This window comes from Chitinophaga sancti (assembly GCF_034424315.1).
Taxonomy (GTDB): Bacteria; Bacteroidota; Bacteroidia; order Chitinophagales; family Chitinophagaceae; genus Chitinophaga; species Chitinophaga sancti.
The window spans coordinates 678,490-704,508 of record NZ_CP139972.1; the positions used below are offsets into that span (position 1 = coordinate 678,490).

25 protein-coding genes are annotated in these 26,019 nt (G+C 45.5%); 17 read left to right on the top strand and 8 right to left on the bottom strand.

Annotation, left to right across the window (positions count from 1 at the left end; translation table 11 throughout):
• The first annotated feature begins 126 nt into the window (after nucleotides 1–126).
• Both U0033_RS02470 and U0033_RS02475 read left to right on the top strand, forming a co-directional pair.
• Entirely contained in the window at nucleotides 127–405 is a 279-nt protein-coding gene (locus tag U0033_RS02470) for a hypothetical protein (protein WP_072358039.1), read from the top strand.
• 280 nt (nucleotides 406–685) lie between these two features.
• A complete protein-coding gene (locus U0033_RS02475) occupies nucleotides 686–1,447 on the top strand; it encodes a P-loop NTPase family protein (RefSeq protein ID WP_072358037.1) in 762 nt (253 codons plus the stop codon).
• A gap of 47 nt (nucleotides 1,448–1,494) precedes the next feature.
• Here U0033_RS02475 and U0033_RS02480 read toward each other — a convergent pair whose 3' ends face one another.
• A complete protein-coding gene (locus U0033_RS02480; protein WP_245801725.1) occupies nucleotides 1,495–2,313 on the bottom strand; it encodes an AraC family transcriptional regulator in 819 nt (272 codons plus the stop codon).
• A gap of 340 nt (nucleotides 2,314–2,653) precedes the next feature.
• On the opposite strand from U0033_RS02480, the gene U0033_RS02485 reads away from it, so the two are divergent.
• Both U0033_RS02485 and U0033_RS02490 read left to right on the top strand, forming a co-directional pair.
• Nucleotides 2,654–4,186, top strand: coding sequence for an aldehyde dehydrogenase family protein (locus U0033_RS02485; protein ID WP_072358031.1), 1,533 nt, complete (start codon nucleotides 2,654–2,656; stop codon nucleotides 4,184–4,186).
• A 164-nt stretch (nucleotides 4,187–4,350) separates the two neighbouring features.
• Nucleotides 4,351–4,707, top strand: a complete 357-nt coding sequence (locus U0033_RS02490) for a DUF779 domain-containing protein (RefSeq protein ID WP_072358028.1) — start codon at nucleotides 4,351–4,353, stop codon at nucleotides 4,705–4,707.
• Nucleotides 4,708–4,709: 2 nt separating this feature from the next.
• On the opposite strand, the gene U0033_RS02495 is transcribed toward U0033_RS02490, so the two are convergent.
• From U0033_RS02495 to U0033_RS02505, 3 genes are all read right to left on the bottom strand, one after another.
• Nucleotides 4,710–5,129 (bottom strand): MauE/DoxX family redox-associated membrane protein, encoded by a 420-nt coding sequence (locus U0033_RS02495; protein WP_072358025.1) that lies wholly within the window; start codon nucleotides 5,127–5,129, stop codon nucleotides 4,710–4,712.
• Complete coding sequence (locus tag U0033_RS02500; RefSeq protein ID WP_143150641.1) at nucleotides 5,126–6,064, bottom strand: hypothetical protein; 939 nt, start codon at nucleotides 6,062–6,064, stop codon at nucleotides 5,126–5,128. Before U0033_RS02500 ends, U0033_RS02495 begins: the two co-directional genes overlap by 4 nt.
• 72 nt (nucleotides 6,065–6,136) lie before the next feature.
• Nucleotides 6,137–6,307 carry a hypothetical protein gene (locus tag U0033_RS02505; protein WP_177318558.1) on the bottom strand — a complete coding sequence of 57 codons (171 nt, stop codon included), beginning with the start codon at nucleotides 6,305–6,307 and terminating at the stop codon, nucleotides 6,137–6,139.
• 578 nt (nucleotides 6,308–6,885) lie between these two features.
• Here U0033_RS02505 and U0033_RS02510 point away from each other — a divergent pair.
• From U0033_RS02510 to U0033_RS02545, 8 genes are all read left to right on the top strand, one after another.
• Nucleotides 6,886–7,476 carry a nucleotidyltransferase family protein gene (locus U0033_RS02510; RefSeq protein WP_072358019.1) on the top strand — a complete coding sequence of 197 codons (591 nt, stop codon included), beginning with the start codon at nucleotides 6,886–6,888 and terminating at the stop codon, nucleotides 7,474–7,476.
• A gap of 6 nt (nucleotides 7,477–7,482) precedes the next feature.
• On the top strand, nucleotides 7,483–7,956 hold the full coding sequence (locus U0033_RS02515; RefSeq protein WP_072358018.1) for a molybdopterin-dependent oxidoreductase: 474 nt from the start codon (nucleotides 7,483–7,485) through the stop codon (nucleotides 7,954–7,956).
• A 558-nt stretch (nucleotides 7,957–8,514) separates the two neighbouring features.
• Entirely contained in the window at nucleotides 8,515–9,792 is a 1,278-nt protein-coding gene (locus U0033_RS02520; RefSeq protein WP_177318557.1) for a TlpA family protein disulfide reductase, read from the top strand.
• Nucleotides 9,793–9,971: 179 nt separating this feature from the next.
• A complete protein-coding gene (locus U0033_RS02525) occupies nucleotides 9,972–11,012 on the top strand; it encodes a class I fructose-bisphosphate aldolase (RefSeq protein WP_072358011.1) in 1,041 nt (346 codons plus the stop codon).
• An 18-nt stretch (nucleotides 11,013–11,030) separates the two neighbouring features.
• Nucleotides 11,031–12,938, top strand: a complete 1,908-nt coding sequence (locus U0033_RS02530; protein ID WP_072358008.1) for an amylo-alpha-1,6-glucosidase — start codon at nucleotides 11,031–11,033, stop codon at nucleotides 12,936–12,938.
• An 81-nt stretch (nucleotides 12,939–13,019) separates the two neighbouring features.
• Complete coding sequence (locus U0033_RS02535) at nucleotides 13,020–14,780, top strand: hypothetical protein (protein ID WP_072358005.1); 1,761 nt, start codon at nucleotides 13,020–13,022, stop codon at nucleotides 14,778–14,780.
• A 1-nt stretch (nucleotide 14,781) separates the two neighbouring features.
• A complete protein-coding gene (locus U0033_RS02540; protein ID WP_072358002.1) occupies nucleotides 14,782–15,612 on the top strand; it encodes a universal stress protein in 831 nt (276 codons plus the stop codon).
• Nucleotides 15,613–15,676: 64 nt separating this feature from the next.
• On the top strand, nucleotides 15,677–17,197 hold the full coding sequence (locus tag U0033_RS02545) for an alpha-L-arabinofuranosidase C-terminal domain-containing protein (protein ID WP_072357999.1): 1,521 nt from the start codon (nucleotides 15,677–15,679) through the stop codon (nucleotides 17,195–17,197).
• Between the two features lie 112 nt (nucleotides 17,198–17,309).
• Here the strand turns inward: U0033_RS02545 and U0033_RS02550 are convergent, their stop codons facing one another.
• Nucleotides 17,310–17,525, bottom strand: coding sequence for a YwbE family protein (locus tag U0033_RS02550; RefSeq protein WP_072357996.1), 216 nt, complete (start codon nucleotides 17,523–17,525; stop codon nucleotides 17,310–17,312).
• Between the two features lie 70 nt (nucleotides 17,526–17,595).
• Between U0033_RS02550 and U0033_RS02555 the strand changes: the two genes are divergently transcribed.
• The 5 genes from U0033_RS02555 to U0033_RS02575 all read left to right on the top strand — a co-directional run bounded on the left by U0033_RS02555 (nucleotide 17,596) and on the right by U0033_RS02575 (nucleotide 22,940).
• A complete protein-coding gene (locus tag U0033_RS02555) occupies nucleotides 17,596–18,309 on the top strand; it encodes a DUF899 domain-containing protein (RefSeq protein ID WP_072357993.1) in 714 nt (237 codons plus the stop codon).
• Nucleotides 18,310–18,556: 247 nt separating this feature from the next.
• Nucleotides 18,557–18,907, top strand: a complete 351-nt coding sequence (locus U0033_RS02560) for a YciI family protein (RefSeq protein WP_072357989.1) — start codon at nucleotides 18,557–18,559, stop codon at nucleotides 18,905–18,907.
• A complete protein-coding gene (locus tag U0033_RS02565; protein WP_072357986.1) occupies nucleotides 18,900–20,129 on the top strand; it encodes an RNA polymerase sigma factor in 1,230 nt (409 codons plus the stop codon). The genes U0033_RS02560 and U0033_RS02565 overlap by 8 nt, the downstream gene beginning before the upstream one ends.
• Nucleotides 20,130–20,158: 29 nt before the next feature.
• Nucleotides 20,159–21,169: an MBL fold metallo-hydrolase gene (locus U0033_RS02570; protein ID WP_072357983.1), complete on the top strand. Its 1,011-nt coding sequence runs from the start codon at nucleotides 20,159–20,161 to the stop codon at nucleotides 21,167–21,169.
• A gap of 928 nt (nucleotides 21,170–22,097) precedes the next feature.
• Nucleotides 22,098–22,940 carry a LamG domain-containing protein gene (locus U0033_RS02575; protein WP_072357980.1) on the top strand — a complete coding sequence of 281 codons (843 nt, stop codon included), beginning with the start codon at nucleotides 22,098–22,100 and terminating at the stop codon, nucleotides 22,938–22,940.
• 37 nt (nucleotides 22,941–22,977) lie between these two features.
• On the opposite strand, the gene U0033_RS02580 is transcribed toward U0033_RS02575, so the two are convergent.
• The 3 genes from U0033_RS02580 to cysC all read right to left on the bottom strand — a co-directional run bounded on the left by U0033_RS02580 (nucleotide 22,978) and on the right by cysC (nucleotide 25,752).
• On the bottom strand, nucleotides 22,978–24,267 hold the full coding sequence (locus U0033_RS02580; RefSeq protein ID WP_072357977.1) for a Na+/H+ antiporter: 1,290 nt from the start codon (nucleotides 24,265–24,267) through the stop codon (nucleotides 22,978–22,980).
• A 99-nt stretch (nucleotides 24,268–24,366) separates the two neighbouring features.
• Nucleotides 24,367–25,197 (bottom strand): sulfotransferase, encoded by an 831-nt coding sequence (locus U0033_RS02585; RefSeq protein WP_072357974.1) that lies wholly within the window; start codon nucleotides 25,195–25,197, stop codon nucleotides 24,367–24,369.
• 3 nt (nucleotides 25,198–25,200) lie between these two features.
• The gene (cysC, locus tag U0033_RS02590; RefSeq protein ID WP_072357971.1) at nucleotides 25,201–25,752 is read right to left on the bottom strand and encodes an adenylyl-sulfate kinase; all 552 of its coding nucleotides are present in this window, start codon (nucleotides 25,750–25,752) and stop codon (nucleotides 25,201–25,203) included.
• Nucleotides 25,753–26,019 lie beyond the last annotated feature (267 nt).

Below are 26,019 nucleotides of genomic sequence, written 5' to 3' on the forward strand. Positions count from 1 at the left end.
GAGCGATAATTGGATTGTTTTCCTGTGGCATAACTGTAGTTTATTTGTTTGTTAACTTCTCATTAACTCGTTCCTGATAATAGATAGCCTACTTTTAACATCTGTAGTATCATTAATTCGTTTGTCATGGATAAACAAGCTATCTCAGAACTCGCTGCCGGTGCGGTCAATGCCCTTAGTGCTAATCTGAATATAGGTGGCGCAATGGAAACTCCTTTGTCAAGATGGATTAGCAGCAGACTTTCTGCAACTATTATTGCAGCGCTTCGAAAATCTCCGACTGACCAGTCTATTCAGGAAGGTGCAGAACAGGAGTTAGTTGCCTTGTTAACGGCGCAGCCTGCATTGATTCAACAGTTATCCGGCCTGATGCGGATGGCGCATAATGGTATCGTGATGCCATAGGATGGCAGGAACCAGGTTTAAAACCATATTGTACGTAGCAGATGTATGTGATGTTTTTGTATTGCTTTTGGAATCTAAGAACCGTATTCTCTGAAACAGATTTTTATATTGGTTTTTAATCCGCAACAAATTGAGCGCAATGGTTGTTGTAATTCTACAAGGGAGGGAAAGCCTTATAGAATTACAATGGTTTATTTCAATGGTTTTTGTAACGCCACCTGTTAGTACATTCTAATCGCCTTACAATGGCGCAATCCAAATTTTTATTTAACAGCACAAGATGTCAATACCTTCTCTAATAACTGCTGCTCCTACTGAAGACCTGTTCGAAGGAAGGAGGACTGACCTGGATGCAATCAATACTTTTGCAGGTATTGCCAACAGGGTCGTTTGCATCAGTGGTGTAGCTGGTATCGGGAAAACTGCTTTGTTAAAACAATTCTTCAACGCTGCCATCAGGCGACTGAATATAATGGGCCAGCCACACTACCAGTACGCCCTCTGGCTGGAAAATGATTTTAAGGTATTAATGAATAAATGGCAGTTGTCCAGCGTACATGATGTGCTGGATAAACTGATTCGTATGAATGGCGATAAGCTCCTTTGTATGGATAATGCGCCGCAGGATCCTGCGCAGTTAGCTTACCTGACCGAACATAAATGGACAGTGATTGTAACTTCGCGGGAGCGAATAAAAGAGACGATTCCTTATGAGCTGCAGGAGGTGAGTATAGATGATGCCATCAGGATCTTTGCATTGTACAATGGTGTAGATCCCGATTCATTGAATATTTATGAAACAGAAATGATTAGTGATATTACCTGCAGACTATTACAACACACCCGTTCACTGGAAATTACGGGGAAGTATGCGGGTCATAAAGGCTGGAGCCTGCAGGAGATTAACCAGGCGTTGAAAGAGAATGGCTTGAATATACCCAGGCTGGCAGATATCAGCCGGCAGTTAACGGATGTAAAAGTAAAGGCCATGTATGAGAAACTGGCAGTGATTTTTCCCGTAGGTGCGGAGATGGCGTTTTGAGGAAAGGTCATTACGCGGTATTCCTGGAAGCCAGTTAATTGTAAAGGCTAAATAATACAGGACTGATAAGCTTTCGGTGTAATCCCCTCCACCTGTTTAAATACTCTCACAAAATAATTTACATCACTAAATCCACATTGTTTACTGACGGTATTTACATTTTGCAGGGGTTGTGATAATAACTGTTTCGCAAGCTTCACTCTTTCTTTATTAATATATTCCAAAGGCGTAATTCCAAACTGTTCCCTGAACCATTTAAAGAATAAATTCCGGCTTAAATAAGCTTTCCGGCTCAGTGCATCCACCGCAATCTTTTCTGTCAGGTGCTCCTGGATATAATGCAACACATACTGCATCCTGCTCTGGTTATTCGCACTATGCAATGAGGCGTGTGCCTGCTCCAGGTGTTGGCTTTGAATCAAGCGGATCAGTAGCTCTTTCAGATGCAGATCTGCATAAATGTTTTTCGCCTTATCACCACTACTACATACATTGATCAGTTTATTGATCAGGGCAGTAATATCATCATCATTCTCAAAATGGTATTTGTTAAATGTAAGTTGCCAGTTGGTCCGGTCTTCTCCGATGTTATAGTAGGCGTGAAGGTATTCGATCGTATCCTTGAGGTAGGCATCATCTACGGCGAGTGCAATGCATTGGGTGGGATTTTCAAGCGAGGCTTCCGGGAAGTCGATGATCATTGTTTCATTAGGTGGTACGATCACCGTCTCACCGGGTAAATAGTCGAACGAGGGGCGATCCATGAGGTGCATTACTTTATGGCCCCGTACCATGGAGGTAATGACCAGGTCATGAAAGGTAAGCGGCACGTGTTGAGCCTGCTCATAACTTTCAAAGATGTTCAACTCACAATTTTTAAGATTAAATATTCTCCTGTTTTCTACCAATGTCTGGAGCTCGCGCGACGATGAAAGAGCAACGTGGTTTAAATGATTTTTAACCTGCATGACAAAATCATTTTGTTATTACTTTAAGTAAGATAAGTTAAATTATTAAGAAGGATATGTTAAAAACAGATCCGGATGCGGAGTCCGGAAGCAACTGCTTTTAGAGCTGTTTTTTTGGGAGAATGGGAAACGGGAACAATTAGTACAATCGTGCTATAAATAAGTACAAAATTCTCCCCCTCTCCGCCTGACATACCTGATATTAGCAATATTGTTTCACGAAATAAATTCCACCGTAATGAGCAACACAGTCGCCGTGGCTCCCACACCAAACGTGGCAGAACGCCCTTCCTTTAAATCCAGATATGATCATTTTATTGATGGTGAATGGGTCGCTCCGTCGAGCGGAGAATACTTTGACAGCATCTCCCCGATAGATGGCAAACCCTTTACCCAGGCGGCCCGCGGCAATGCCAGGGACATAGATAAAGCCATCGATGCCGCACTTAAAGCATTTGAAACCTGGGGCAAAACAGCCGCAGCGTATCGCAGTAATTTATTATTAAAGATCGCACAGATCGTTGAAGACAATCTTGATTATCTCGCTACCGTAGAGTGTATTGACAACGGTAAAGCGATCCGTGAAACCAGGGCTGCAGACCTTCCGCTGGTGGTAGACCACTTCCGCTACTTTGCCGGGGTGATCAGGTCTGAAGAAGGCTCTATGAGTGAACATGATGAAACAACTGTAAGTATCAATCTGCATGAACCAATTGGCATAGTCGGTCAGATCATACCCTGGAATTTCCCCTTGCTGATGGCTGCCTGGAAAATAGCACCCGCCCTGGCTGCGGGCTGCTGCGTGGTGGTAAAACCAGCGGAACAGACACCTACCGGCATCATGGTGCTGATGGAACTGATCGGACATGTATTGCCTAAAGGTGTGTTGAATGTTGTGACCGGTTTTGGTGTGGAAGCAGGTAAACCCCTGGCTTCATCTCCAAGGGTGAATAAGGTGGCCTTTACTGGCGAAACAACTACCGGCCGCCTGATTATGCAGTATGCATCAGAAAACCTGATTCCTGTAACGATGGAACTGGGTGGTAAGAGCCCGAACATCTTCTTTGAAAGTGTGATGGATGCAGATGATGAGTTCCTGGATAAGGCAGTGGAAGGTGCGGTGATGTTTGCATTGAACCAGGGCGAAGTTTGTACCTGCCCCAGCCGCATCCTGGTGCATGAGCATATTTACGATGCCTTTATTAAACGAGTCGTAGAACGTACCAAAGCTATTAAGTTGGGAAATCCGCTGGATCCTACGGTGATGATGGGTGCGCAGGCCAGCGATGACCAGTACCAGAAGATACTGAGTTACCTGGATATTGGCAAACAGGAAGGTGCGGAAGTGCTGGCAGGTGGGGAGGCTTTCAAGCAGAATGGTGGCCTGGAAAATGGTTATTATATCCAGCCTACTTTGTTGAAAGGAAATAATAAGATGCGCGTATTCCAGGAAGAGATTTTTGGACCTGTAAGTTGCGTAACGACATTTAAAACTACCGAAGAAGCAATTGCTATCGCCAATGATTCTTTGTATGGATTGGGTGCTGGTGTATGGACACGTGATGCACATGAGTTGTACCAGGTGCCAAGAGCTATTCAGGCGGGCCGTGTATGGGTAAACTGTTACCATGCTTACCCTGCACATGCCCCCTTTGGTGGTTATAAGAAATCTGGCTTTGGTCGTGAGACGCATAAGATGATGCTGAATCACTATCGTCAGACGAAGAACATGCTGATATCTTATAGCAAGCAAAAGCTGGGATTTTTTTAAGAAATAGGGATCTGTGGACAGGAGGGCTGCTGTCCGGAAGGGGGCAGCCCTGATTTTTATCAGGGGAGGGGGAAATCCCCGGAAGAATATAAAACATGGGGGGCAATGAATGCCATTTTAGAACAGATTATTTTACCAGGAAGTAATTCAGCAATTCATTCTTTATGATAGCAAGGATCTTAGCCACACCGGCCGCAATAGACTTAATTGAAACGCTACGCCGGCAACACGGCCCTTTGATGTTCCATCAGAGTGGCGGATGCTGCGATGGCTCCCAGCCCATGTGCTTCCCGGAAGGGGAATTTAAAGTGGGCCAGTCAGATGTATTGCTGGGCAAAGTGGCCGGATGTAATTTCTATATGAGCGGGGATCAGTTTGAATACTGGAAACATACACAACTTACCCTGGATGTAATCCGTGGCAGGGGAAGCAGTTTCTCGCTGGAGATCCCGTTGGGAGTAAGGTTTCATATCCGCTCCAGGGTGTTTTCGGAGGAGGAAATAAAAGCACTGGCCAATTGATCTCACCTTGCATTGTTCGTTTTGTACAAGAGCACGCCCGCTGCGGCCAGCAATGTAAAAACAGCGTTGAAAATAATATGGGTAGGATAAGATAACTTGCCTAAAATTCCTCCGCAGGAGCAGGGGATGTTGGTATAAAAGAAATAAAGTGTGCTCAGGTATAAGGTGAACAATAACATCACGAAGAAAGAGAGCAACAAGCCTGATTTACGGGTAGCAGCAAAACTCAGCAAAGCCACTATCAGGAATTCTACACCCAGTACACCGGGAGCCAGCCATTGTTTGTCGTATTTCATCAACAGGGGAGACTTACTCATCTCCGAAACAAAGAACCCGTAATCCATCGCTTTAGCAATGGCTGCATACATGAACAATAAGCTTAGTAAACCTACGATCGGAAACAGGATATATTCTCTTTTCATAACTGTGCCAGTTTAAATCTTAAGATGTCTTTCTCATATACCGCGATGAGGGTATCCCCGCATTTTGCCAGCTGTAATACCGGTTTATCTTTAAAGCCCGGCAGGCGAAAACTACCGGCATACTTTGTATCCGCAATATTGTATACATCAATTGCCGGCCCCCGGTAGCCACTTTTAACAGCATCCTGGGAAAGCACGTAAGACAAGATATAAAGATGATCAGCATCTGCTGCAGCTGTGGAATTAACCATGACCGCTTTGGGTGAGCGGGCGTAATAATTACTGGTGGGTACAGCTATATTAATGGGAGGTGTTTGATCGATGGTTTGAAAGGTAGCAACGCTGTGATTGGAGGGATCAAATTTTACAATACCTGCGTTATAGAAAGGAATGAAGAACTGATAACGGGAATTATGCACAAAGAATCCATCTGCTGATAGTCCGCCATCATTGAAGTGAGTGAATTCATGAATGGTGCTATCGTTATACTTTAACTGGGCGCCTTTCCTTGTCAGGAAGCCAGCGGCACCGGTACTGTCAATTTGCTTGCTTTCCGGGGTATACACAGTGAGGTGCTGCTGCGTATCATCAAAGAGATAGAAGGTCTTTTCATCGGCAGCTATTTCAATTCGTGTAATGATAGGCAGTGCTTTTAAGCGGGCATTAAAAAACGTATCCAGGTGATGTTGGGTGGTATTGTAACTGAATACGGATTTTTGGCTATATACGTAACCGTATATTTGGTCAGCTGCTGCACGCATAATGCTAACCCTGCCGGGAAAGGCAATGGTATCAAGTGTTTGCAGTCGGTAATGGTTATATTGGCGGCTTACGTCCGAAACAATTCTATCCGGTTCAGCACCCCGGACGAGGATATACATGATGATGAACGCGCAGCAAAAGAGCGCGGATAGGGTCAATAGATTTCTTTTCATAATAGAGAGGAATGGTAAGAGGGTGCTGTACACACCCTCTTGTCAACAGCATTGAATGAGTGTGAAAGTAGATCAGGGGCAGATCTGTGTTTTGATACCCCATGCACCGGTTGAATTACAGGTCCAGTCTGGCTCACAATGGCAGTAGGCAACAACTTTGGCATTGGATTGGCCGGCTTTTACGGCAACAGCGATCGAGGTGCCTGCTACAAGCACGAGCATAAGAAACGCTAACTTTTTCATCGTTTTCGTTTTGGGTTTTGGAAATTAATAATGAGAAATGAAAATTACAGGGTCTTCTTTTGGTTGAGATTTTGATGAATGAGTTTAGTATTTATGGTGCGCGTTTATTTGAGTGTTTACCAATGGTTAATCGTTACAATGAATCTAGGAAAGTTTTTTGATATAACAATATATCTGAGTATTTTTTAGCGTAAGCAAAAATGTTTTTGCCAGAAACGCGTTATATTTAATAGGAAGAAAATCAGCTATGCACCAAACTGAGCGGGCATTTGAGCCGGGTACCCGTTCCATTATTTACACAGAATTTCCCGAATCTGGAATTATTGAGCAAACAGAACACTAGATAAATCACTGATAATTAACAAATTGCTTTAATTGGCATGTACTATGCATTACTTATAGTACAATTGCTTTTTTCATAAACTTACCAAACTTATTAGGAGATCATACGCAGCATTCGGACTATCAGCCTTCAGCTTGCCAGCAGGCTGTAACCCTGGTGAGGCAATTATGGTCTCCTATTATTTTTCCTTAAATTGTGACTGCCCTTTCCCCTATCACTTTTAAAACAGTTAATCATGGATACTTATGGTGTACTGATTCTGGGAGCGGGAAATTCTTCCCGCCTGGGACAGCCGAAACAGCTATTGCGCTACCAGGGCAGAACCCTGATCCGGCACATGGGTGAAGAGGCCATTTCTGCAGTGGATAATCCGGTGATGGTAGTGACGGGTGCTAATGCCGCGCTTGTGGAAGAGGCCCTGCGTGAACTCCCCATCGAAGTGGTGGAAAATGATCATTGGGAAGACGGTATGGGCAGTTCTATTGGTATCGGTATTTCAGAGATGCTGCTACTGCACCCGGAGCTTGCGAATATCATTATCATGGTTTGTGACCAGCCTTTTGTAAATGCCGGCCTGCTCAGAAGACTGATGCGTCATCAGCAGGTAACAGGGAAGGGGATCATCGGCGCTTCTTATGAGAATACCATTGGTACACCTGTGCTTTTCGGCAGTCATTATTTCCCTGCATTGAAAGAACTGGAAGGACCTGATGGCATGCGACAGCTCCTGCGGCAGTCAACCGGAGACATTGCCATCGTATCTTTCCCTTTGGGGGCCCTGGATATCGACACGGCAGACGACTACCAGCAATTACTAAAACGATAGATAAACATGAGAACCATCTGCTTTCTTTTTGTATTTTTTTGTTTCCAGCAGTTAAAAGCACAAACCCTTCATGTAGGTGGCGAGGTCACTAAGAAACTGGACCTTGGTCAGGCGGATCTTTCCAGGATGAAAAGGACGACCGTCATATCAAAAGACAAGGATGGCAAAGACCATATTTATAAAGGTGTGGCAGTTAGTGAAATCCTGAACCTGGCTGGCGTGACTACCGGCGCGCAGCTGCGTGGCGAGAATCTTTCCAAATACCTGCTGGTGACCTGTGCCGATGGTTATACAGTGGTATTCTCCCTCGCGGAACTGGATGAAGCATTTACAGACCGTGTCGTGATCCTGGCTGACGAAGCTGATGGACAAGCATTACCAGTTGATAAAGGGCCATGGAGAATCGTGGTACCGGGCGAAAAGAAGCCCGCGAGAAGCTGCTTCAGGGTTACTTCATTTAATATAGGGTTTGCAAAGTAGGATTATATCATTTAAATAGCCAGCCCCATTGGGCATAATCGCCCTGCTCCCCGGAATAATTACAAGACTACCAATTACTTATTATATATAATCACCTTTTTTACCCGCCCGCCATGTAATGGTGGGCGGTTTATATACTATTATTTCCTACACTGATACTAACTTCTCATATTAGCTAAATCGAATAACTAAATATCTGTTAATATTTGTTAATTTTTAATATAAGTGGTTGCTAATGCAAATAATATAATATATTGAAAAATAGCTATTTGGATTAATATTTAATAGGTATCTTGTTTGTTAACAGGGTTTTTACTGACGAGAAGTAGTACTATTTTGCTTGTTTTGAATGGAAGAGGTTGTAACTTTGCATCGCTTTCCCAAACGAATGAGCTGTGGAGACTGATGGTAAAGTAACAGCAAACCGACTTGTTTTTGCTGTAGATTTTATAAACTCACGTATACTGATTAACTAACGATTGCCTCGTATGATGGGGCAGGGCAATTTATTGCCTGGAAAAATTGAATGTTAATATAAACAGATAAATACTCATGAAGATGAAAGTTTTATTCCTGATGGGCCTTCTTGGTGCTGCGTTTTTACAAGTAAATGCGCAGTCTCTGTTGAACAATCCGATTGGTGAAAAATTGAGCAGTGGGGTACTGGAAGAAACCTATTTGTCAAGAAAGATTTCCGCTTTTAACAAGGTACGTGCTGATTACCCAAACAGCGATACCGGTTTGAATACAGCTTTGTATGACCAGGCGAGATATTCTATTGTAATCAGCATGGCGGAAGCTCAGCAGCCGCTGAAGGTGAAGGAGATGATCAAGACCATGACATCCAGAGGTTATAAGAATGCAGCTACTACCAATGCTGCAGTGAAACTGGCGGAAGTAGGTATGGCCAATGAAGCGCTTACATTGTTAAAACCAGCCATGGACACCATGGAATTCATCCAGAAGCAGGGTGATTCCCAGGCATTTACCCCGGAATTTATTGGCAACTATACCAATTATACAATTGCAAAAGCAAAAGTGCTGAATAAGAAAGGTGATTACAGACAGGCCCTCGACCTGATCAAACCTCTCTATGAGCAGCATGATCCTAATTCCTTCACCCGTGTACAGGAGCCTTACATCATAGCACTGTCCGGCCTGGGTAAGAAAACAGAAGCGTTTGAACTGATTAAGCATGCGATGCTGAAATCTTCTGCTACTGTAGCACTGAGAGAAGAGGCGAAAGAGATCTACCTGGATTTTTATGGTAACGAAAGTGACTATTCTGTGTTCGTAGATTCTACTGCTGGTGTGGCTAAACGTCGTATGAAGGAGTCTATCGCTTCCAAACTGATGGAAAGACCAGCACCTGATTTTGTGCTGACTGACGTAAAGGGTCGTGAAGTATCCCTGAACAGTTTCAAAGGTAAAGTGGTAATGCTGGACTTCTGGTCTACCTGGTGTACGCCTTGTAAGAAATCCTTCCCTGTTATGCAGAAAGTATTCAACAAGTTCAGACACGATACCAGCGTTGTATTCCTGTTCGTGCATAGCTTCGAAACAGAAAGGGATCCTAAAAAGGCAACTTCTGAAGCAGCTAAGTACATGATGGAAAACAACTATCCTTTCAGAGCCCTGATGGACCTGAGAAGTACTACTGACAGCCGCGTAGCGAAACTGTTCGAAGTAAATGGTTTGCCTTCCAAATTTATCATCGATGGTAAAGGTAACATTCGGTTCTCCCTGAGCGACCTGGATGAAGATGATGATGTTGAAGCAGAAGAAATCGTGCAGATGATTGGTATGGCTGAAAAAGGTATGCAAAGCGTACTATAAGATTTAAATAAGTAGTTTGATTGTAAAGGGAGACCGTCTCATTTTTGGGACGGTCTTTTTATTTTTGTTAATATTGATAAATGGTGCACCATGTATCGGTGCATTTGTACATCTTACAGTTCTTTACTCCGTGGGCATGGTAATTGTGCGATTCTGCAATTATTAAACCTGTTACTCCCATGATTGCTCAGTATTTAGGAAACGATGCAGCATCCCTGCTTGAACACATTTGCGGCAAGATCACTGCCCAGGATATTGTCCACCCCGGCAACTGGCAGCAGACTTTTATTGAAAGTAACCGGCCGGCCCCGGTGCTGAATAGCCTGGCCAGGATTTATGGCCAGGGACGATTGGCCAATACCGGGTATGTAAGCATCCTGCCCGTAGACCAGGGCATTGAGCATACTGCGGCTTACTCGTTTTATAAAAATCCTCTTTACTTTGATCCGGAGAATATTGTGAAACTGGCGATTGAAGCCGGATGTAATGCCGTTGCTTCCACTATCGGTGGGCTGGGCCTGCATGCAAGGAAGTATGCCCACAAGATCCCCTATGTGGTAAAGCTGAATCACAACGAACTGCTGACTTACCCCGTCAAATATGACCAGATCCTGTTTGGTAGCGTGCAGGACGCCTGGAACATGGGCGCGGCGGCTGTAGGCGCCACCATTTACTTTGGTTCTGAGCAGAGCAATCGCCAGATCGAAGAAATAGCCGCAGCATTTGAGGAGGCTCACTCCCTGGGCATGGCCACCATCCTTTGGTGTTATACGCGGAATCCGGCCTTTAAAACCCCGGAAATGGATTATCATACCGCCGCTGACCTCACTGGTCAGGCGAACCATATCGGGGTCACTATACAGGCGGATATCATCAAACAGAAACTGCCGGATACCAATTACGGGTTCAGGGATCTGAAGTTTGGTGTATACAATGATGCGATGTACGATGCACTGACCACTGCGCACCCCATAGATCTGTGCCGGTTCCAGGTAGCGAATTGTTATATGGGGAAGATTGGGCTGATCAATTCCGGGGGTGGTTCTGCCGGCGAGTCAGATATGGCGGAAGCGATTAAGACTGCGGTGATTAATAAACGTGCTGGTGGCACGGGATTAATTATGGGAAGAAAAGCTTTTCAGCGTCCGTTTAAAGACGGCGTTGAACTGATACATGCCGTGCAGGACGTGTACCTGGATAAGACGATTACGATTGCCTGATTATACAAAACGGAGACCATGCGCACTATTTACAAGCGTTCAGAGTTGAACGATCTGGCTTTTTCCAACAGCAGGGAATTTATTGCAGTAGCGGCAAAAGGGAATTATGCAGCAGGTACGATCGCTGGTTGTAATACCCGCAAGTACCACGGACTTGTAGTCGCGCTGCAACCGCAGATAGATGAAGACCATCATGTGTTGCTGGCTGGTGTGGATGAAAAAGTGATGGCCGGTGAGCAGACTTTTGACCTCGGTATTCATAAATACCCCAATGTATATGCACCGGATGGGGCACAGTACCTGGCCTCGTTTAGCCCCTTGCCAATGCCTTGCTGGACCTATGAGTTGGGAGATATTTCCATCACTAAGGAATTGCAGATAGATGATGAGGGGAGCCTGACAATCCGTTATACCCTTACACAAGGTGATAACCCGGTCATCCTGCACATTCATCCTTTATTAGCTTTCAGAAATATGCACTGGGTACGCAGGGCGAATGAACAGGCGGATAGAACTGTGCACTATGTGAATGAAGGTATTCGTATGCAATTGTATCCGCAATATTCATCGCTTTATTTGCAGATGTCCGGTGCAGCGGTGTTTAAAGAAGCCGGTTACTGGTACTATAATGTAGAATATCCAATTGAAAGAGAAAGAGGGTATGAATACCAGGAAGACCTGTATGGGCCTGGCCATTTTGAAGTGACCTTACAACCGGGGGTACCTGTGATTTTTTCAGGTGCAACCACGGAAAGACATCACCTGGTGTGCCGTGATCCAAAGCCAGTACCACAGACGACAAAGGATTATTTACTCAGGGCCGCACAACAGTTTATCATTCATACAGCAGGCGGTTTAAGTATCAAAGCTGGTTATTACTGGTTTGGCAGCTGGGGCAGGGATACCTGTATTTCGCTGCCGGGGCTTACTTTCCTGGCTGGAAATGCGCCTGCTTTTACAAGTATCATGGCCTTACTCCGTGTGCTCTTAAAAGACGGTTTATTGCCTAATACAGGTAACCTGAGAGATGATAGTAAGTACGCGACCGTGGATGCCTCTATGTGGCTGGTATGGGCCATACAGCAATATGCGATGCATGAAATTGGCAATGCGGCTGCCTGGAATATGTATAAGGATATGCTGAAAGATGTGCTGTATCACTACCGGTATGGAACGGCATTCAATATTCATATGGAAGCAGATGGGCTGATCAGCGCGGCTTACCCCGGCAAGGCGCTGACATGGATGGATGCGGTAATTAACAATACCCCTATTACCCAAAGACCTGGTAAACCTGTAGAGGTCAATGCCCTCTGGTATAATGCAGTTTGTTTTTGTGTGAATGCGGCGCTGGAGGCGGGAGATACTGCATTTGTGGCGGAATGGAGCGGATTCCCGGCATTGATTGCCGCCGGGTTTGTGAAATGCTTTTGGAATGATGAACAACAATATTTAGCGGATGTGGTGGATGGGGAAACAGCTGACTGGTCTGTAAGGCCGAACCAGATCTTTGCGGTGGCTTTGCCTTATTCACCATTGTCCGCGGAGCAACAAAAGGCGGTGGTGGCGATCGTAAAAAGAGAGCTGTTAACTATTAGGGGGCTGCGTACCTTATCACCCCGGGATCCTGATTATATCGGCCATTATGGCGGCAGTCAGCTGGAACGTGATCATGCCTATCACCAGGGAACTGCCTGGCCATGGTTGCTGGGCCATTATGCTGTTGCCGTGTTAAACACGGGGGGAGATAAAACTGAATTACAGGAATTGTTTAACCATGTGGAGACTGCGCTGGAAGAGCTATGCCTGTACTCGGTTCCGGAAGTGTACAATGGCGATGCCCCGCATGCTGCTGGAGGAACGGTGGCACAGGCATGGAGTGTGGCAGAATTTATCCGTTTTGAAAGGCTGCTGGCGGGCGCCTGACAACTGTCATTTTTACATTTGACCGTACTCATTGGCCGGCGGGCTATATATGCGAACCTTTGCGTATAAACCCTCCTTGTTATGCACACCGACGTATATCAGCCTTTGCCACCAAACAATGTCGCTATTGCGGATATCTTCCATCACATGGCAGCTTGTTACAGGTATATGGGTAAAGACCATTACGATCAGGTACAGGCATATGACCGGGCGGCTACCTGCCTGCGCAGATTGCCTGTAGATATTGAAGTATTCAGAACCCGCCTCCGGGAAGTGACAGGCCTGACGGAAGTAATCAGGGGGGAGATTATGGAATACCTGGAAGCCGGGTGCATTCAACACTACCAGCGCTTTAAAAATAAAGTTCCTTTCGAACTGCTGGATCTCCTTGAAATAAAGGGTTTCGGACCTTCTACCGTGAAATTATTGCATGAAACCTGCGGGATTCAAAACAGGGATCAGCTCATCACTGCGCTGCAATATGGCAGACTGGATGATGTAGGTGAGATCAGTCCTGTGAAACTGGATCTGATGAAGCGCAGTTTCAAATTACATAAAACTTCTTCCAACCGTTTACTGCTTTGGGATGCATTGCTGCAGGGCAACGAGATACTGCGTGTGCTGCGCCTCATCAAAGGAGTTTCTCATGCAGAGATAGCAGGTAGTCTGCGCCGTGGTTGCGAAACCATCGGAGACCTGGACATCGTATTGCAGGTGGATGAGCCCGAACGCGAACAGGTAACCGCACAGATTGTGCAGTTGCCGCATGTGGAAAGCGTGGTGCTTAGTGGAAGAAACAGAATCTGCGTAGTTCTCTACAACCATACACAACTAGACATCAGGATGGCCGGTGCTACAGCCTTTGGGGCAAGCTGGCTGTATTTTACAGGCAGCCGTGAGCACCTGCTCCACCTGACTGATCTGGCAGAACAAAAAGGATTTACCCTCACGCCTGAAGGCCTGTTTGATACCATGGGCAACCATATGGCAGGTGTGAATGAAGAGGGAATTTATCAGCAGCTGGGTATTGCCTTCATTCCACCCGAACTGCGGGAAAGTGGTAAGGAAATACGCCGCGCTGCACGTAATATGTTGCCCAACCTGCTGGCACAACACCAGATTAAAGGGGACCTGCGCATGCATGTAGACGAACATCTGCATGACAGCATTGCAACTACGGCACATTACGTAATGAATGCCTTTCCACAATATGAATACATAGTAGCGGCTGCACATGGCGATACGCAGGACAAAAAAGGATTAGCAGCATGGATCAGTAATATAGACCGCATTAACGAACAAATAGGCTGGGCCTTCCTGAAAAAAGGACTTACAGTAGAAATTTTACAGGATGGTACGCCTGCGCTGCCCGCTTCTCTGCTACAACAGTTTGACTGGGTAACCGGTATCGTATTGAAAGATACAGATAAGGAGGTGACCCAGCGTCTGCTCACTGCCTGTGAGCATCCATTTATTCATTGCATAGGCAATCCGTCCAACAGGATCATTGGCAAGAAGAAACCTTCTGCCGTCAACTGGGAACTGCTGTTTGAAAAAGCGGCAGCTACAAGCACTGCTTTGGAAATAAACGCGCAGCCCTGCCGGATGGACCTGCGGGATGAATGGGTGAGAAGAGCGGTGGAGAAAAAAGTATACCTGGCAATAGGCAGTTGTGCTGCAATTATGCGACAAGTGGATTATATGCAGCTGGGTGTTACGCTGGCCAGGAGAGGCTGGTGCAAATGCGAAAATATTCTGAATACCATGCATTGGGATGCCATTGAACAATTCAAGCTATCCCGTGAAAATGCATTATCGCTCACAAATATAAAACACGTTTGATATGAAAACGATTTTATTGGTGCTGAATGGCCCTAATATGGCAAACACGATTGCTTTTGGCTGCTATCTTTCTGGTATTACAAGAGCCAGACTGGTAGGTGTGTTCCTGTGTGATAAGATCAGTGAAACTACGACTGCCCTAAAGGAAATGTATGGAAATAGCTATGTAGAAAGTATCCTGGCCGAGGACCTGCCTGAACGTACAAATGAGAGGATGGAGCAACATATAGGCCTGTTCAAGGAAACCTGCCGTAAGAAAGGAATCAATGCCACTATGTATTCTAATCAACGGGTTACTTTGAAAGAAGTATTGGCAGAAAGCCGTTTTGTGGATCTGATCGTGACTGACAGTATATTCAGCAGCGATAAATCCAGAGAAGGTTTACCTGACAATATGCTGAAGATATTGCTGGCGGGTGCTGAATGTCCTGTGCTGATCACGCCGTTCAAACCTACCCCTATTGAAGAAATTGTATTTTGCTATGACGGTAGTGAAGAAGCCTTCTTTGCCATGAAGCAACTGGTGTACCTCCTGCCCGAACTGGATGAAGTAAAAGCGACTGTGCTGGAAGTGAACAGTGGACAGATCATTGAGGAAAATGAACAGCTGCAGGTGTCTGACTGGTTGAGCCGTCATTATAGTTATACCGAGTTTGTAATAGTGAATGGGAAGCCTGAGGTGGAATTGTTCTCTTACCTGGCACCTAAAAAGAATACACTGGTTGTGATGGGGGCTTATGGAAGAAGTATTCTCTCCCGTTTCTTCCAGGAAAGTAAGGCAGATAAGCTGATTAAGCAGCTGGCATTCCCGCTGTTTATTACGCATCACTAAGATGAAATTTATATAAGGTTGAATTAACCTGAAAAAATCCGAAAAGCATTATTATTTTAGTGACATGGATAATAATGTTACAGGTTTTTCCCGCAGGGGTTTTCTCAAATCAGGCAGTGGTATTGTGGCCGGATTAATGATACCGGCATCTGTGAAGGGATTGTTTGCAAAGGAGAAAGCCACGGTGAATGTGGATGTGAATGAGATCAGGGGCATGATTGCTCCGGAAGTATACGGACAGTTTATAGAGCACCTGGGCAGGGCGATTTATGGAGGTATCTATGATGAATCAACTAAGAGTTTTCGCAAAGATGTACTCTCCGAAGTGAAGAAGCTGAATACACCTTTGATGCGCTATCCTGGTGGTACAGTGACAAAGATTTATCACTGGAAAGACGGGATCGGTCCTGTAGATAAGCGGCCTGTAAGGCGCAACCTGATCTGGGGTGGAGAGGATACGAATCATTTTGGTACGGACGAATTTATGCAATATAGCGCCGAACTGGGCGCAGCGCCTTTTCTCACGGTAAATATGAATACCGGCACAGCAGAGGAGGCGTCAGACTGGGTGGAGTACTGCAATGCGAACGGCAACAGTTATTTTGCCACCCTACGTAATACGAATGGACATGCAGCGCCCTATAATGTCAAATTCTGGGGGCTGGGAAATGAAGAAGCGGCCAAAGAGGACGCGGGGTTATTGCAAAACCCTGACGACTATATTAAAAAGGCCTGGTATTTTGCAAAGCTGATGAAATTGCAGGATCCGGATATCAGCCTGGTACTGGTAGGTGATAATGATGAGTGGAACAGGAAGGTACTGACAGAGATGCATCCGATATGTGATTTTATTTCCTTGCACCTGTATGCGGGTACCCAGGCCGGTAAGCCAGCCAGTTTGTTTGCGTCTATCGCTTCGATGGAGAAACGCATTGAGGAAACGGCAAAACTGATTCATGAAGTAGCACCTGAAAAGGTAGAACACTTTAATAAATGGTACCGTTTTCCCGGCAGGCAAAAGCCGGTGAAGATTGCGCTGGATGAATGGGGCATCTGGGAATCAGGTGGCACGGGCGATTATGGGCTGGAGGTGAAGTACAACTGGAACCATGCGCTGGGTGTGGCCACTTTCTTTAATATCTTTCACCGGCATGCAGATGTGATTGGAATGGCGACCTGGGCACAGACCGTGAATGTACTGGCGCCTATTATGACAGATAAAGATCGCGTGTACCTGCAAACGATCTTTTACCCGATGCTGATGTACCGGAAATTGTGCGGCGATAAGAGCGTAGGAGTGAAAGTGGAAGGGCCTTCATTTGAAGGGAATCCATCTTTGGATGTATCGGCGACGGTGGGGAATGGCTTGCTGACCCTGGCCATTGTGAACAGGGATCCTAAGCAGGATATCGATATTAGTTTAAATAAGAACGGAGATTGGAAGGTGTATTTGTTGAATGCGCCTGGAACAGAGGTGGAGAATACGTTTGGGAAGGATGTGGTGATGCATAAGGAGAGTAGTTTGAAAGGGGCATCCTATACCGCACCAGCACACAGTATTTCGTTTTTGCAAATAAAAATTTAGGCCGGTTGTAGCGGTCGTATCAAAAGTAGTGTTACCCGGATTTAATTCCGATAACCAGGTTTGTGAAATGCTCAAAGCTTTCAGGCTACTTTTGATACGACCGCTTATTATTTTAATCCAGATCAGGATCTGTATCTAATACCTGTACTCTGCCTACCTGCCCGTCTTCCAGTCTCACCTTGATCCCCCTGGAATGAAAGGCTGCTGAGGTCAGCAGGTCCTGCACGATTCCATAAGTGATCTTTCCGCTCCGCTGGTCTTTCTTGAGAATAATGCCTACTTCCAGACCCGGATAAATGTCTTTTCTATATTGTCCTTCTGATTTCATAAAATAAAATTAAATCCTTTGTCCGGATTTTCCATTTTCCTGTGTCATTAAGGAAATAAACCCACACAATATGGAAAATCGTATCGTATCTCATGATGAATGGGTCGCTGCCCGCAAAGCCTTCCTGGTAAAAGAAAAAGAATATACCCACCTGCGCGACCAGCTGGCGAAGGAACGCCAGGCGCTGCCCTGGGAAAAAGTTACCACCAATTACATCTTTGACGGCCCGGGGGGCAAAGTGAGTCTGTCTGATTTGTTCGAAGGCCGTAGCCAGTTGTTGGTGCAACATTTTATGATGGGGCCGGACTGGAAGGAGGGCTGTGTAGGCTGTTCATTTATGGCGGACCATGTACCGGGAGCGCTGGTACACCTGAATAACCATGATGTATCTTTTGTGGCCATTTCGAGGGCACCGGTAGCAAGTATTGAGGCATTCAGGATGCGGATGGGCTGGGATTTTCCCTGGGTATCTTCCGGGCAGAACAGCTTTAATTTTGATTATAATGTATCTTTTAAAAAGCAGGATACCGTATATTACAATTATGAGATGAGTAAGTACGGTGGAGAAGAATTGCCGGGGATCAGTGTATTTTATAAGGATGAGGATGGGCAGATCTTTCATACCTATTCTTCGTATGCGAGGGGGAACGAGGAGTTTTTGGGTACTTATGTGATGCTGGATCTGATGCCGAAGGGGAGGAATGAGGAGAATGGTTTGCAGGATTGGGTGCGGCATCATGACAAGTACGATGTGGTGAAGGAGCATAAATGTTGTCACTCGTGAGCTGTGAATGCAGACCGGGCAATATTGATAAAGGAGCGATCCGGAAGGCCGGCCATCCTGCCCGTATGCTGCTTCCTGGCATCCTGCTTATATTGATCCCGAAGTGTCCTCTTTGCCTGGCGGCCTGGATCGCCCTTGGTACAGGTATTGGTATTTCTTTTACGGTGGCCACCTGGCTTCGCTGGGGCCTGATTGCAATGTGTATTGTTTCCCTTTGTTATCTTATATTAAAAAGTAGCCTACAGTTATGGAAAAATTCATGCTCCTCGTCAGGGAAGACCTGAAAAAACTAAAAGAAATTACGGACCTGGACAGAGACGATGGTGTAAAGGAAATGATGGAATGGGTGGACGGCCTGGGAGAGAATTTTGCCGGCGGAGAGCCTTTATTACCCAAGGGTAGTTATGTAACCAAAGACGGCATCGTATCTGATGGTCCGTTTATAGAAGCCAAAGAAGGCATTAGTGGTTATATTATGATCAATGCCGAAAACCTGGCACAGGCAGCAGCCATAGCGCAGAGTTGCCCGATATTGCAGCGTGGAGAACTGGAGATGGAGGTACGACCTATCCTGATCTCAGATTTTCCGAATGAGTGAGCTGCACCATCAACTGCAACAGGAAGCGGACTATTTATACAAACAGCATTTTGGCAGGATGGTCGCTTTCCTGTTGCGTTTTTCCAAAGATATAGACCTGGATACAGCAGAGGACCTGGTACAGGATACTTTTGCAGCTGCTTTAACCCATTGGGAGAAGCAGTTGCCGGATAAGCCTGTGGCCTGGATCTACAGTGTGTGCAGGAACAAGGCATTGAATAAACTGCGGGATGATAAAAAGATGCTGCGGCTGCACCAGGCACCTGAACCAGAGGAGGCAGCCATCAATTTTTCAGGTGATTTCCCGGATGATGAACAATTACGGTTATTATTTGCCTGCGCACACCCGGATCTTGCACCCAAGGTTCAGGTGGTGATTACCCTGAAATATGTAGTTAACTTCAAAGTGGCGGCTATAGCGGGTTCGCTGGGCATGACGATCGATGGTGCCGATAAATTATTGCTGCGGGCAAGACAAAAGATCAAAGAAGAGAAGATCCTGCTGGTAACACCTGCCCGGGAGGCAATGCGGCAGCGCCTGCCCATCGTACATAAGATAATTTACCTGATCTTTAATGAGGGCCATACTTCGGCAGAAGGAAAGGTGCTGCTGCGGGAGGAGCTGTGTGAAGAAGCGCTGATCCTTACTAAAGCGATTTTAGATAGCCAAATGGGCAATATTGATACCTATGCCTTATATGCGCTCATGTTGTTTAATGCAGCCCGTTTTAAGGCCCGTTTTGATGATGAGGGGGCCTTGCTGGACCTGGGGGAACAGGATCGCTCCTTATGGAACCAGGATTTGATCCGCCTGGGCACCCATTATTTTAATATGGCAAAGGGTAAGCAACTCTCATCCTATCATTTTGAAGCTTACATCGCCTACCTGCACAGTACGGCCAGTTCATTTGCAGGTACCGACTGGAAAAAGATTGCACAATTATACAGGCATTTATTACCTAACCCATTTGTAGAATTAAATTATGCGATTGCCTTGTATTATGCAGGCGAGCGGAACAGCGCATTTGATATTTTACTTGCACTGCAGCGTTCAGCATTTATGAGCAATTATTACTTGCTGAATGCCACACTCGGAAAGTTGTATATGCAGGAAGGCGATCATGCACAGGCCGCTGTGTACTATTCTAAAACCCTTACCCAGACGCGGTCTGCGGTAGAATTAAATTATATCAGGAAGATGTTGTCGAAGTTAAATTTGTAGACATTATCTTTAGGTATATTAAAAGAATTATGGAAGCAATCATAGCAGCAGATTACGTGAATAATGCAGTATTGGAAACTATTAATAAAGACGAAGACTGGAAGGGAACCCCGGTTGATGGGCGTGGACGTTTCGTAAATTTGCAGCATCCATATTCACCTTCTTTTATGGAAGTGATTCGCTGGAAGATGAAGGAGAATCCTTTCAAGGCCGAAAAGGAGAAGTTGCGCTGGAAGCCGGATGTACTGACAGATGCCAGCTGGCTGAATGGAGATGATGATGTGATTGCATGGCTGGGGCATTGTACGTTCTTCATTCGCATTGGTGGGGTACGCCTGCTGACAGACCCGGTTTTTGCGGATATTCTTGCAGTGAAAAGAGTGTCGCCATTTCCTGTTAACCCGATTTTATTAACCAAACTGGATTATATTTTACTTTCTCATGATCACAGAGATCATTGTGATAAACCTACTTTACAAAGACTGGCCAGGAATAACCCGAAAGCCGCTTACCTGTCAGGATTGGGCATGGAGCCTTTGCTGAAAGCGTTTACGGGATCAGCGCAGATCCAGGAGGCAGGATGGTACCAGCAATATCAAACAGAAAATATAAAGATCACGTATGTGCCTGCACGTCATTGGGGCAAGCGGGGTGCGTTTGATACGAATCGCAGGTTATGGGGTGGGTTTGTGATCGAGTCTGCACAGCGGCGTATTTATTTTGGGGGAGATAGTGGGTATGATACGCATTATCAGCAAATGCAGGAGGTGTTTGGCGGCTTTGATTATGCTTTGTTAGGGATAGGGGCTTTTGAACCGGAGTGGTTTATGCACCGGGTGCATCAGTCACCGGCGCTGGCTATAAAAGCGATAGGGGAATTGCAGGCAAAGTATGCGATCCCTATGCATTTTGGTACTTTTGATTTGTCTGATGAGCCGCTTGATTTGCCGCTGAAGGTTTTTAAACAGGTGGCGACGGAGAACGGGTTGGAGAAGCGGATAAAGCCACTGAGGATTGGGGAGGCCCTGCATTTGGTGTAGTTGGCAATGGACATTCGATCTCAGGAATGACATTCGTTATTCTGGTTATTGGGTATAAATAATTGGGTATTTGACCTCCGCAAACGACATTCGTTATTCTGGTTATTGGGTATAAATAATTGGGTATTTGACCCCTGCAAACGACATTTGTTATTCTGGTTATTGGGTATAAATAATTGGGTATTTGACCTCCGCAAACGACATTCGTTATTCTGGTTATTGGGTATAAATAATTGGGTATTTGACCTCCGCAAACGACATTTGTTATTCTGGTTATTGGGTATAAATAATCTGGTATTTGACCTCCGCAAAGGACATTCGTTATTCTGGTTATTGGGTATAAATAATTGGGTATTTGACCTCCGCAAACGACATTCGTTATTCCGGTTATTAGGTATAAACAATCGGGCATTTGACCCCTGCAAACGACATTCGTCATTCCGGTTATTAGGTATAAACAATCGGGTATTTGACCTCCGCAAACGACATTTGTTATTCCGGCTATTGGGTAAAACAATCGGGGATTTGACCTCCGCAAAATGTCATTCGTTATTCCGGCTATTAGGTATAAACAATCTGGTATTTGACCCCTGCAAACAACATTCGTTATTCCGGTTATTAGGTATAAACAATCGGGGATTTGACCCCCTGCAAAAGGACATTCGTTATTCTGGTTATTGGGTATAGACAATCTGGTATTTAACCCCCGCAAACGACATTCGTTATTCCTGTTATTGGGTATAAACAATCGGGCATTTGACCCCTACTAACAACATCCGTCATCCTGATAAACTGTACATCTAACGAAACAAGGTTCATATATAAGTAATCTCCGTCACTATCCTGCTATTCCCCTACAGGAAAATCCCGTATCATTGGGCGGTACAGGTCACAGGAGAATTTTGTTCATCCATAAACCTTCCACTCTATGAAACTCTTAACCACACTATTGCTGGCACTCAGCACACCTTTTTTATATTCCTGTGGTAAGCAATGGCAGGAGAAAGCCTCTGCCGCAGTCAGCGCCAAATCAATCGCTGCTGCCGAAGCTGCCGAAACATGGGAAACGGTATTAGATGGCAATTCATTTGCCAGTTACACCGCATTTGAAGCCGCCTGGAACTACCTGTATCCATGGGGCTCGGATCATAACGGTACTGCACGTATGTATGGCAGCAGTACAGATCACAATCACATTTACCTGAACAACGGTGTCCTCACCATCAAGGCGGCAAAGATCACCTGGGATGAGGGTACCAGTAGTTCCAGTCCTCACCTGGCCATTCATTACCATTCAGGGGCGATCAACACTAAAGAACATGTATTGGTCAATGATCAATTTCCTAACTGGGAGGTGAAATGCGATCTCCAGGTACCGACTGTTACCGGCTCCTGGCCTGCCTTCTGGCTGACCGGGGTGAATAGCTGGCCACCTGAAAGCGACATCATGGAGTTTAAAGGGAGCGCTGTGAACTGGCAGAATACTTTCAGAACATCTTCGGATGTTTCCAGTACTTTGACTACGGTATCGTCACCTGGTAGCTGGCATACTTACCGGGCATGGATTACAAAAGTGAGTGATACCAATGTAGATATTCACTATTATATTGATGGTGTATGGAAAGGCGTACACAATGCCAATTTTGTAGGCAAACCACTGTATGTGATCATTAATATGCAAATGGAAGGATCCAGTGGAACACCCGGCCCTACAGCAGATACGTATCTGTATGCAAAGAATATTTATATAGGACGAACCCGTACTTATTAATGTACGCTACCTGTGGTCTGTACTTATTTTGACGCTGCTAATGAATAGGATGGGTGCCTGCCGGTGCCTGCTGTTTATGCCCGTCCGGCTTTCCCTTCAGCCATCTTACCAGCAATGGTAGTGTCAATCCCTGGAACACCAGCGAAATCACTACCACCATTACTGCAATGAAAATAATCGTATCCCTTTGCGGGAAAGGCTCCCCGCTATCCAGTTTTTCAGGCAGTGCCAGTGCCGTGGCTAACGATACGATTCCCCGCATCCCGGACCAGCCCAATATGAGGCAGGTCTTCCAGTCCAGCAATGCTTTCTTATGCTTGTCAGTACCGGTTTTTCGGAAGGTGAGATAGTGCCTGCGGCTTTCTAAAAAGATCCTCACTACACGGATAGCAATCGTTACAAATACAATGAGGAAACTATACCCGATGAGCGGCAGGATCTGGATACTCTTTACATTATGAATTACGTATGGAAATTCCAGTCCGATGAGAATAAATACCAGTCCGTTGAGGATAAAAACAATGATATCCCAGAAAGCTTTAGACTGCGCCTTGGTAGAAGCCGGGAAATACATGCTGGTAAGCCGGGCGGTAAAGATGCCCAATACTACCACGGCAATCACGCCTGATACATGCAGATCTTCTGCCAGTGAATAGGTCACAAATGGAAACAGCAGCGTGAAACTGATAGCCACGATACCATTCTGGCGGGTATGATGTAAAATGAATTGTAATAGCTTCCCTGCCAGGCCACCTATCAGCGCGCCACCCGCCAGGAGTAAAATAAATTGTCCGCCGGCCTTGTACCAGATAAAGGAACTCCCCGCCACCGCCGCCACCGCAAAGCGGTAAGCGATCAAACCAGAGGCATCGTTGATGAGGCTTTCACCTTCCAGGATCGTCAGTGTCTTATGGTTGAGACCGAGGCCTCTGGTAATACCTGTAGCTGCTACCGCGTCAGTAGCTGATAACACCGCTCCCAATACAAATGCCAGTGGCCATGGCATGCCCATGAGATAATGCGCCAGCAGGGCAATACCACCAGTGGTAATGAACACAACTGTAAAAGCCAGCGTATTGATGGTTTTACCATTGTTCTTAAATTCCTGCATAGAAATATTACAGGCTGCATCATACAGCATCGGAGGGAGAAAGATCAGGAATACGATTTCAGGACTGATCGTGATCTGTGGCATGCCGGGTACAAAGCCCAGTGCAATACCTGCGGTGACGAGCAATACAGGATAAGGTTTCTTAAGTTTATCTGCAAATGCCGAGAGTGCCATCATTACTCCCAGGATCAACATGACGATGCTGTAATTTTCCATGTGGTGCGTAAGCCCGCAAAATAATGAATTATTTTAATTGCGTTTGTGTTCTTCCGTAATCCCTGCTGGGTAAGAAAGCCCGCAAAATAATAAATTATTTTAATAAGCGGCGTGTTGTAATAAGGTCGCCTGCAATGCTTCCGCTTTTGTCAGCAGACTTTTATCCTTCACATATGCTTTCACATCCCAAACCTCACTTAATAAATTCTCCTTGTACACCTTTGCAAATTCAAAATAATTCAGCTCCAGCTGCCACTCTTTTGTGAGGTGATCGTAAATAGCCTGATTGGTTTGAGACAGGCTGGTATGATCGATCACCAGGTAGGTACCTGCAGGCAGTAAGAGCAGGTGTTGTAATATGCGCTGGTTATAAATGATCCAGGCCCGCAGGTACCTGTCACTATACTGGTGCAATAACTTTTTCTTCCGGAAGGGCTTTTTAAAGTATTTCCATATTAACAATGGAAGACCTCCTTTCATTGCATATTTATGATCCGATTTTTTAAAGCGGCGGCTTAGCAGGGAACTGACTACACTCCGGTAATCTCTCAGGATCACGAGGTAGTTAGCCCCGGGTAGTAATTCCCGGTACGTGTCCAGGAATAGGCATGTGCGGGGATCTTTCCAGCCCCATTGTGCCCGCGCGGCATTTTTATTATTTAGCAGGGTATCTAATAATTGCCGCTGCTCAGCGTGTAAGCAATGATCGCCTGGATGCAATAAGCCTTCATCGTTTCCTGTCAGCTCACGCAGGATACCCCGGTGTGCTTCTACAAAATCAATATCTTCAAAATGCCCGTCTGTATTGCCTATACCAGCTCCGAGGAACTGATCACCGATATGCAGCCCGCATTTCTGCAGCCATTGCGTAATCAATGAAGTGCCAGACCGGTGCATACCAGTAATCACTAATACCTTGTTCTTCATCATTATTTATGCTGTCTGTAAGCGGGTAGCTTGTGTCTGAATAGATTCCTGTATGAATTGAAACAACTCACTAGTGCAGGCTGCCACGGTTTTTTCATTTGTCTTCAGGTGAAGATCCGGTGCCTGTGGCGCTTCGAAAGGATCGTTTACTCCCGTCAGGTTCCTTAATTTGTCAGGATGACTATCTGGTAATAAAGCCCTCTTATACAGTCCTTTGGTATCCCGCTGCACCAGTTCCGCTACAGGGCAATCGACGAATACCGTTTTCACATGTTCATATGCGTTAGTGAGCTCATCACGCATGGCACTGTAAGGGTTGATGGCACTGATAATGCATACGATTCCATGCCCCGAAAGACGGCTGGCCACAAAACCAAGTCTGCGTATGTTTTCGCAGCGGTCTGCTTTTGAAAATCCCAGGTCTTTACAAAGGAATTCCCGGTACTTGTCTCCATCAATGATCTCGACAGGTGTGCCATAGGCCATGGCTTTTCTTTTTACACTGGTGGCAATCGTCGTCTTTCCTGCGCCGGAAAGTCCGCATAACTGAATAATCATCGCATATAAATTTACAGGTTGACAATATGCCGCAGACAGGAAGTAAGAGGTTATATGGTGGGTGGGTCTTATAATTAGAAGAGATATCGTTCGCAATTAATATCCCTTTAGCAATTCTAAAGTAGAAAAATTCTTTATTAATCCATGCTTATTAAGACAAAAATAACAATTGTATCGACAAACGGTAATTAGAAATGCTCTATGGTATAGTGTCAATGATACATTTTTTATACATTTATGCCCGATTTACCACCACCACCTCCGGTA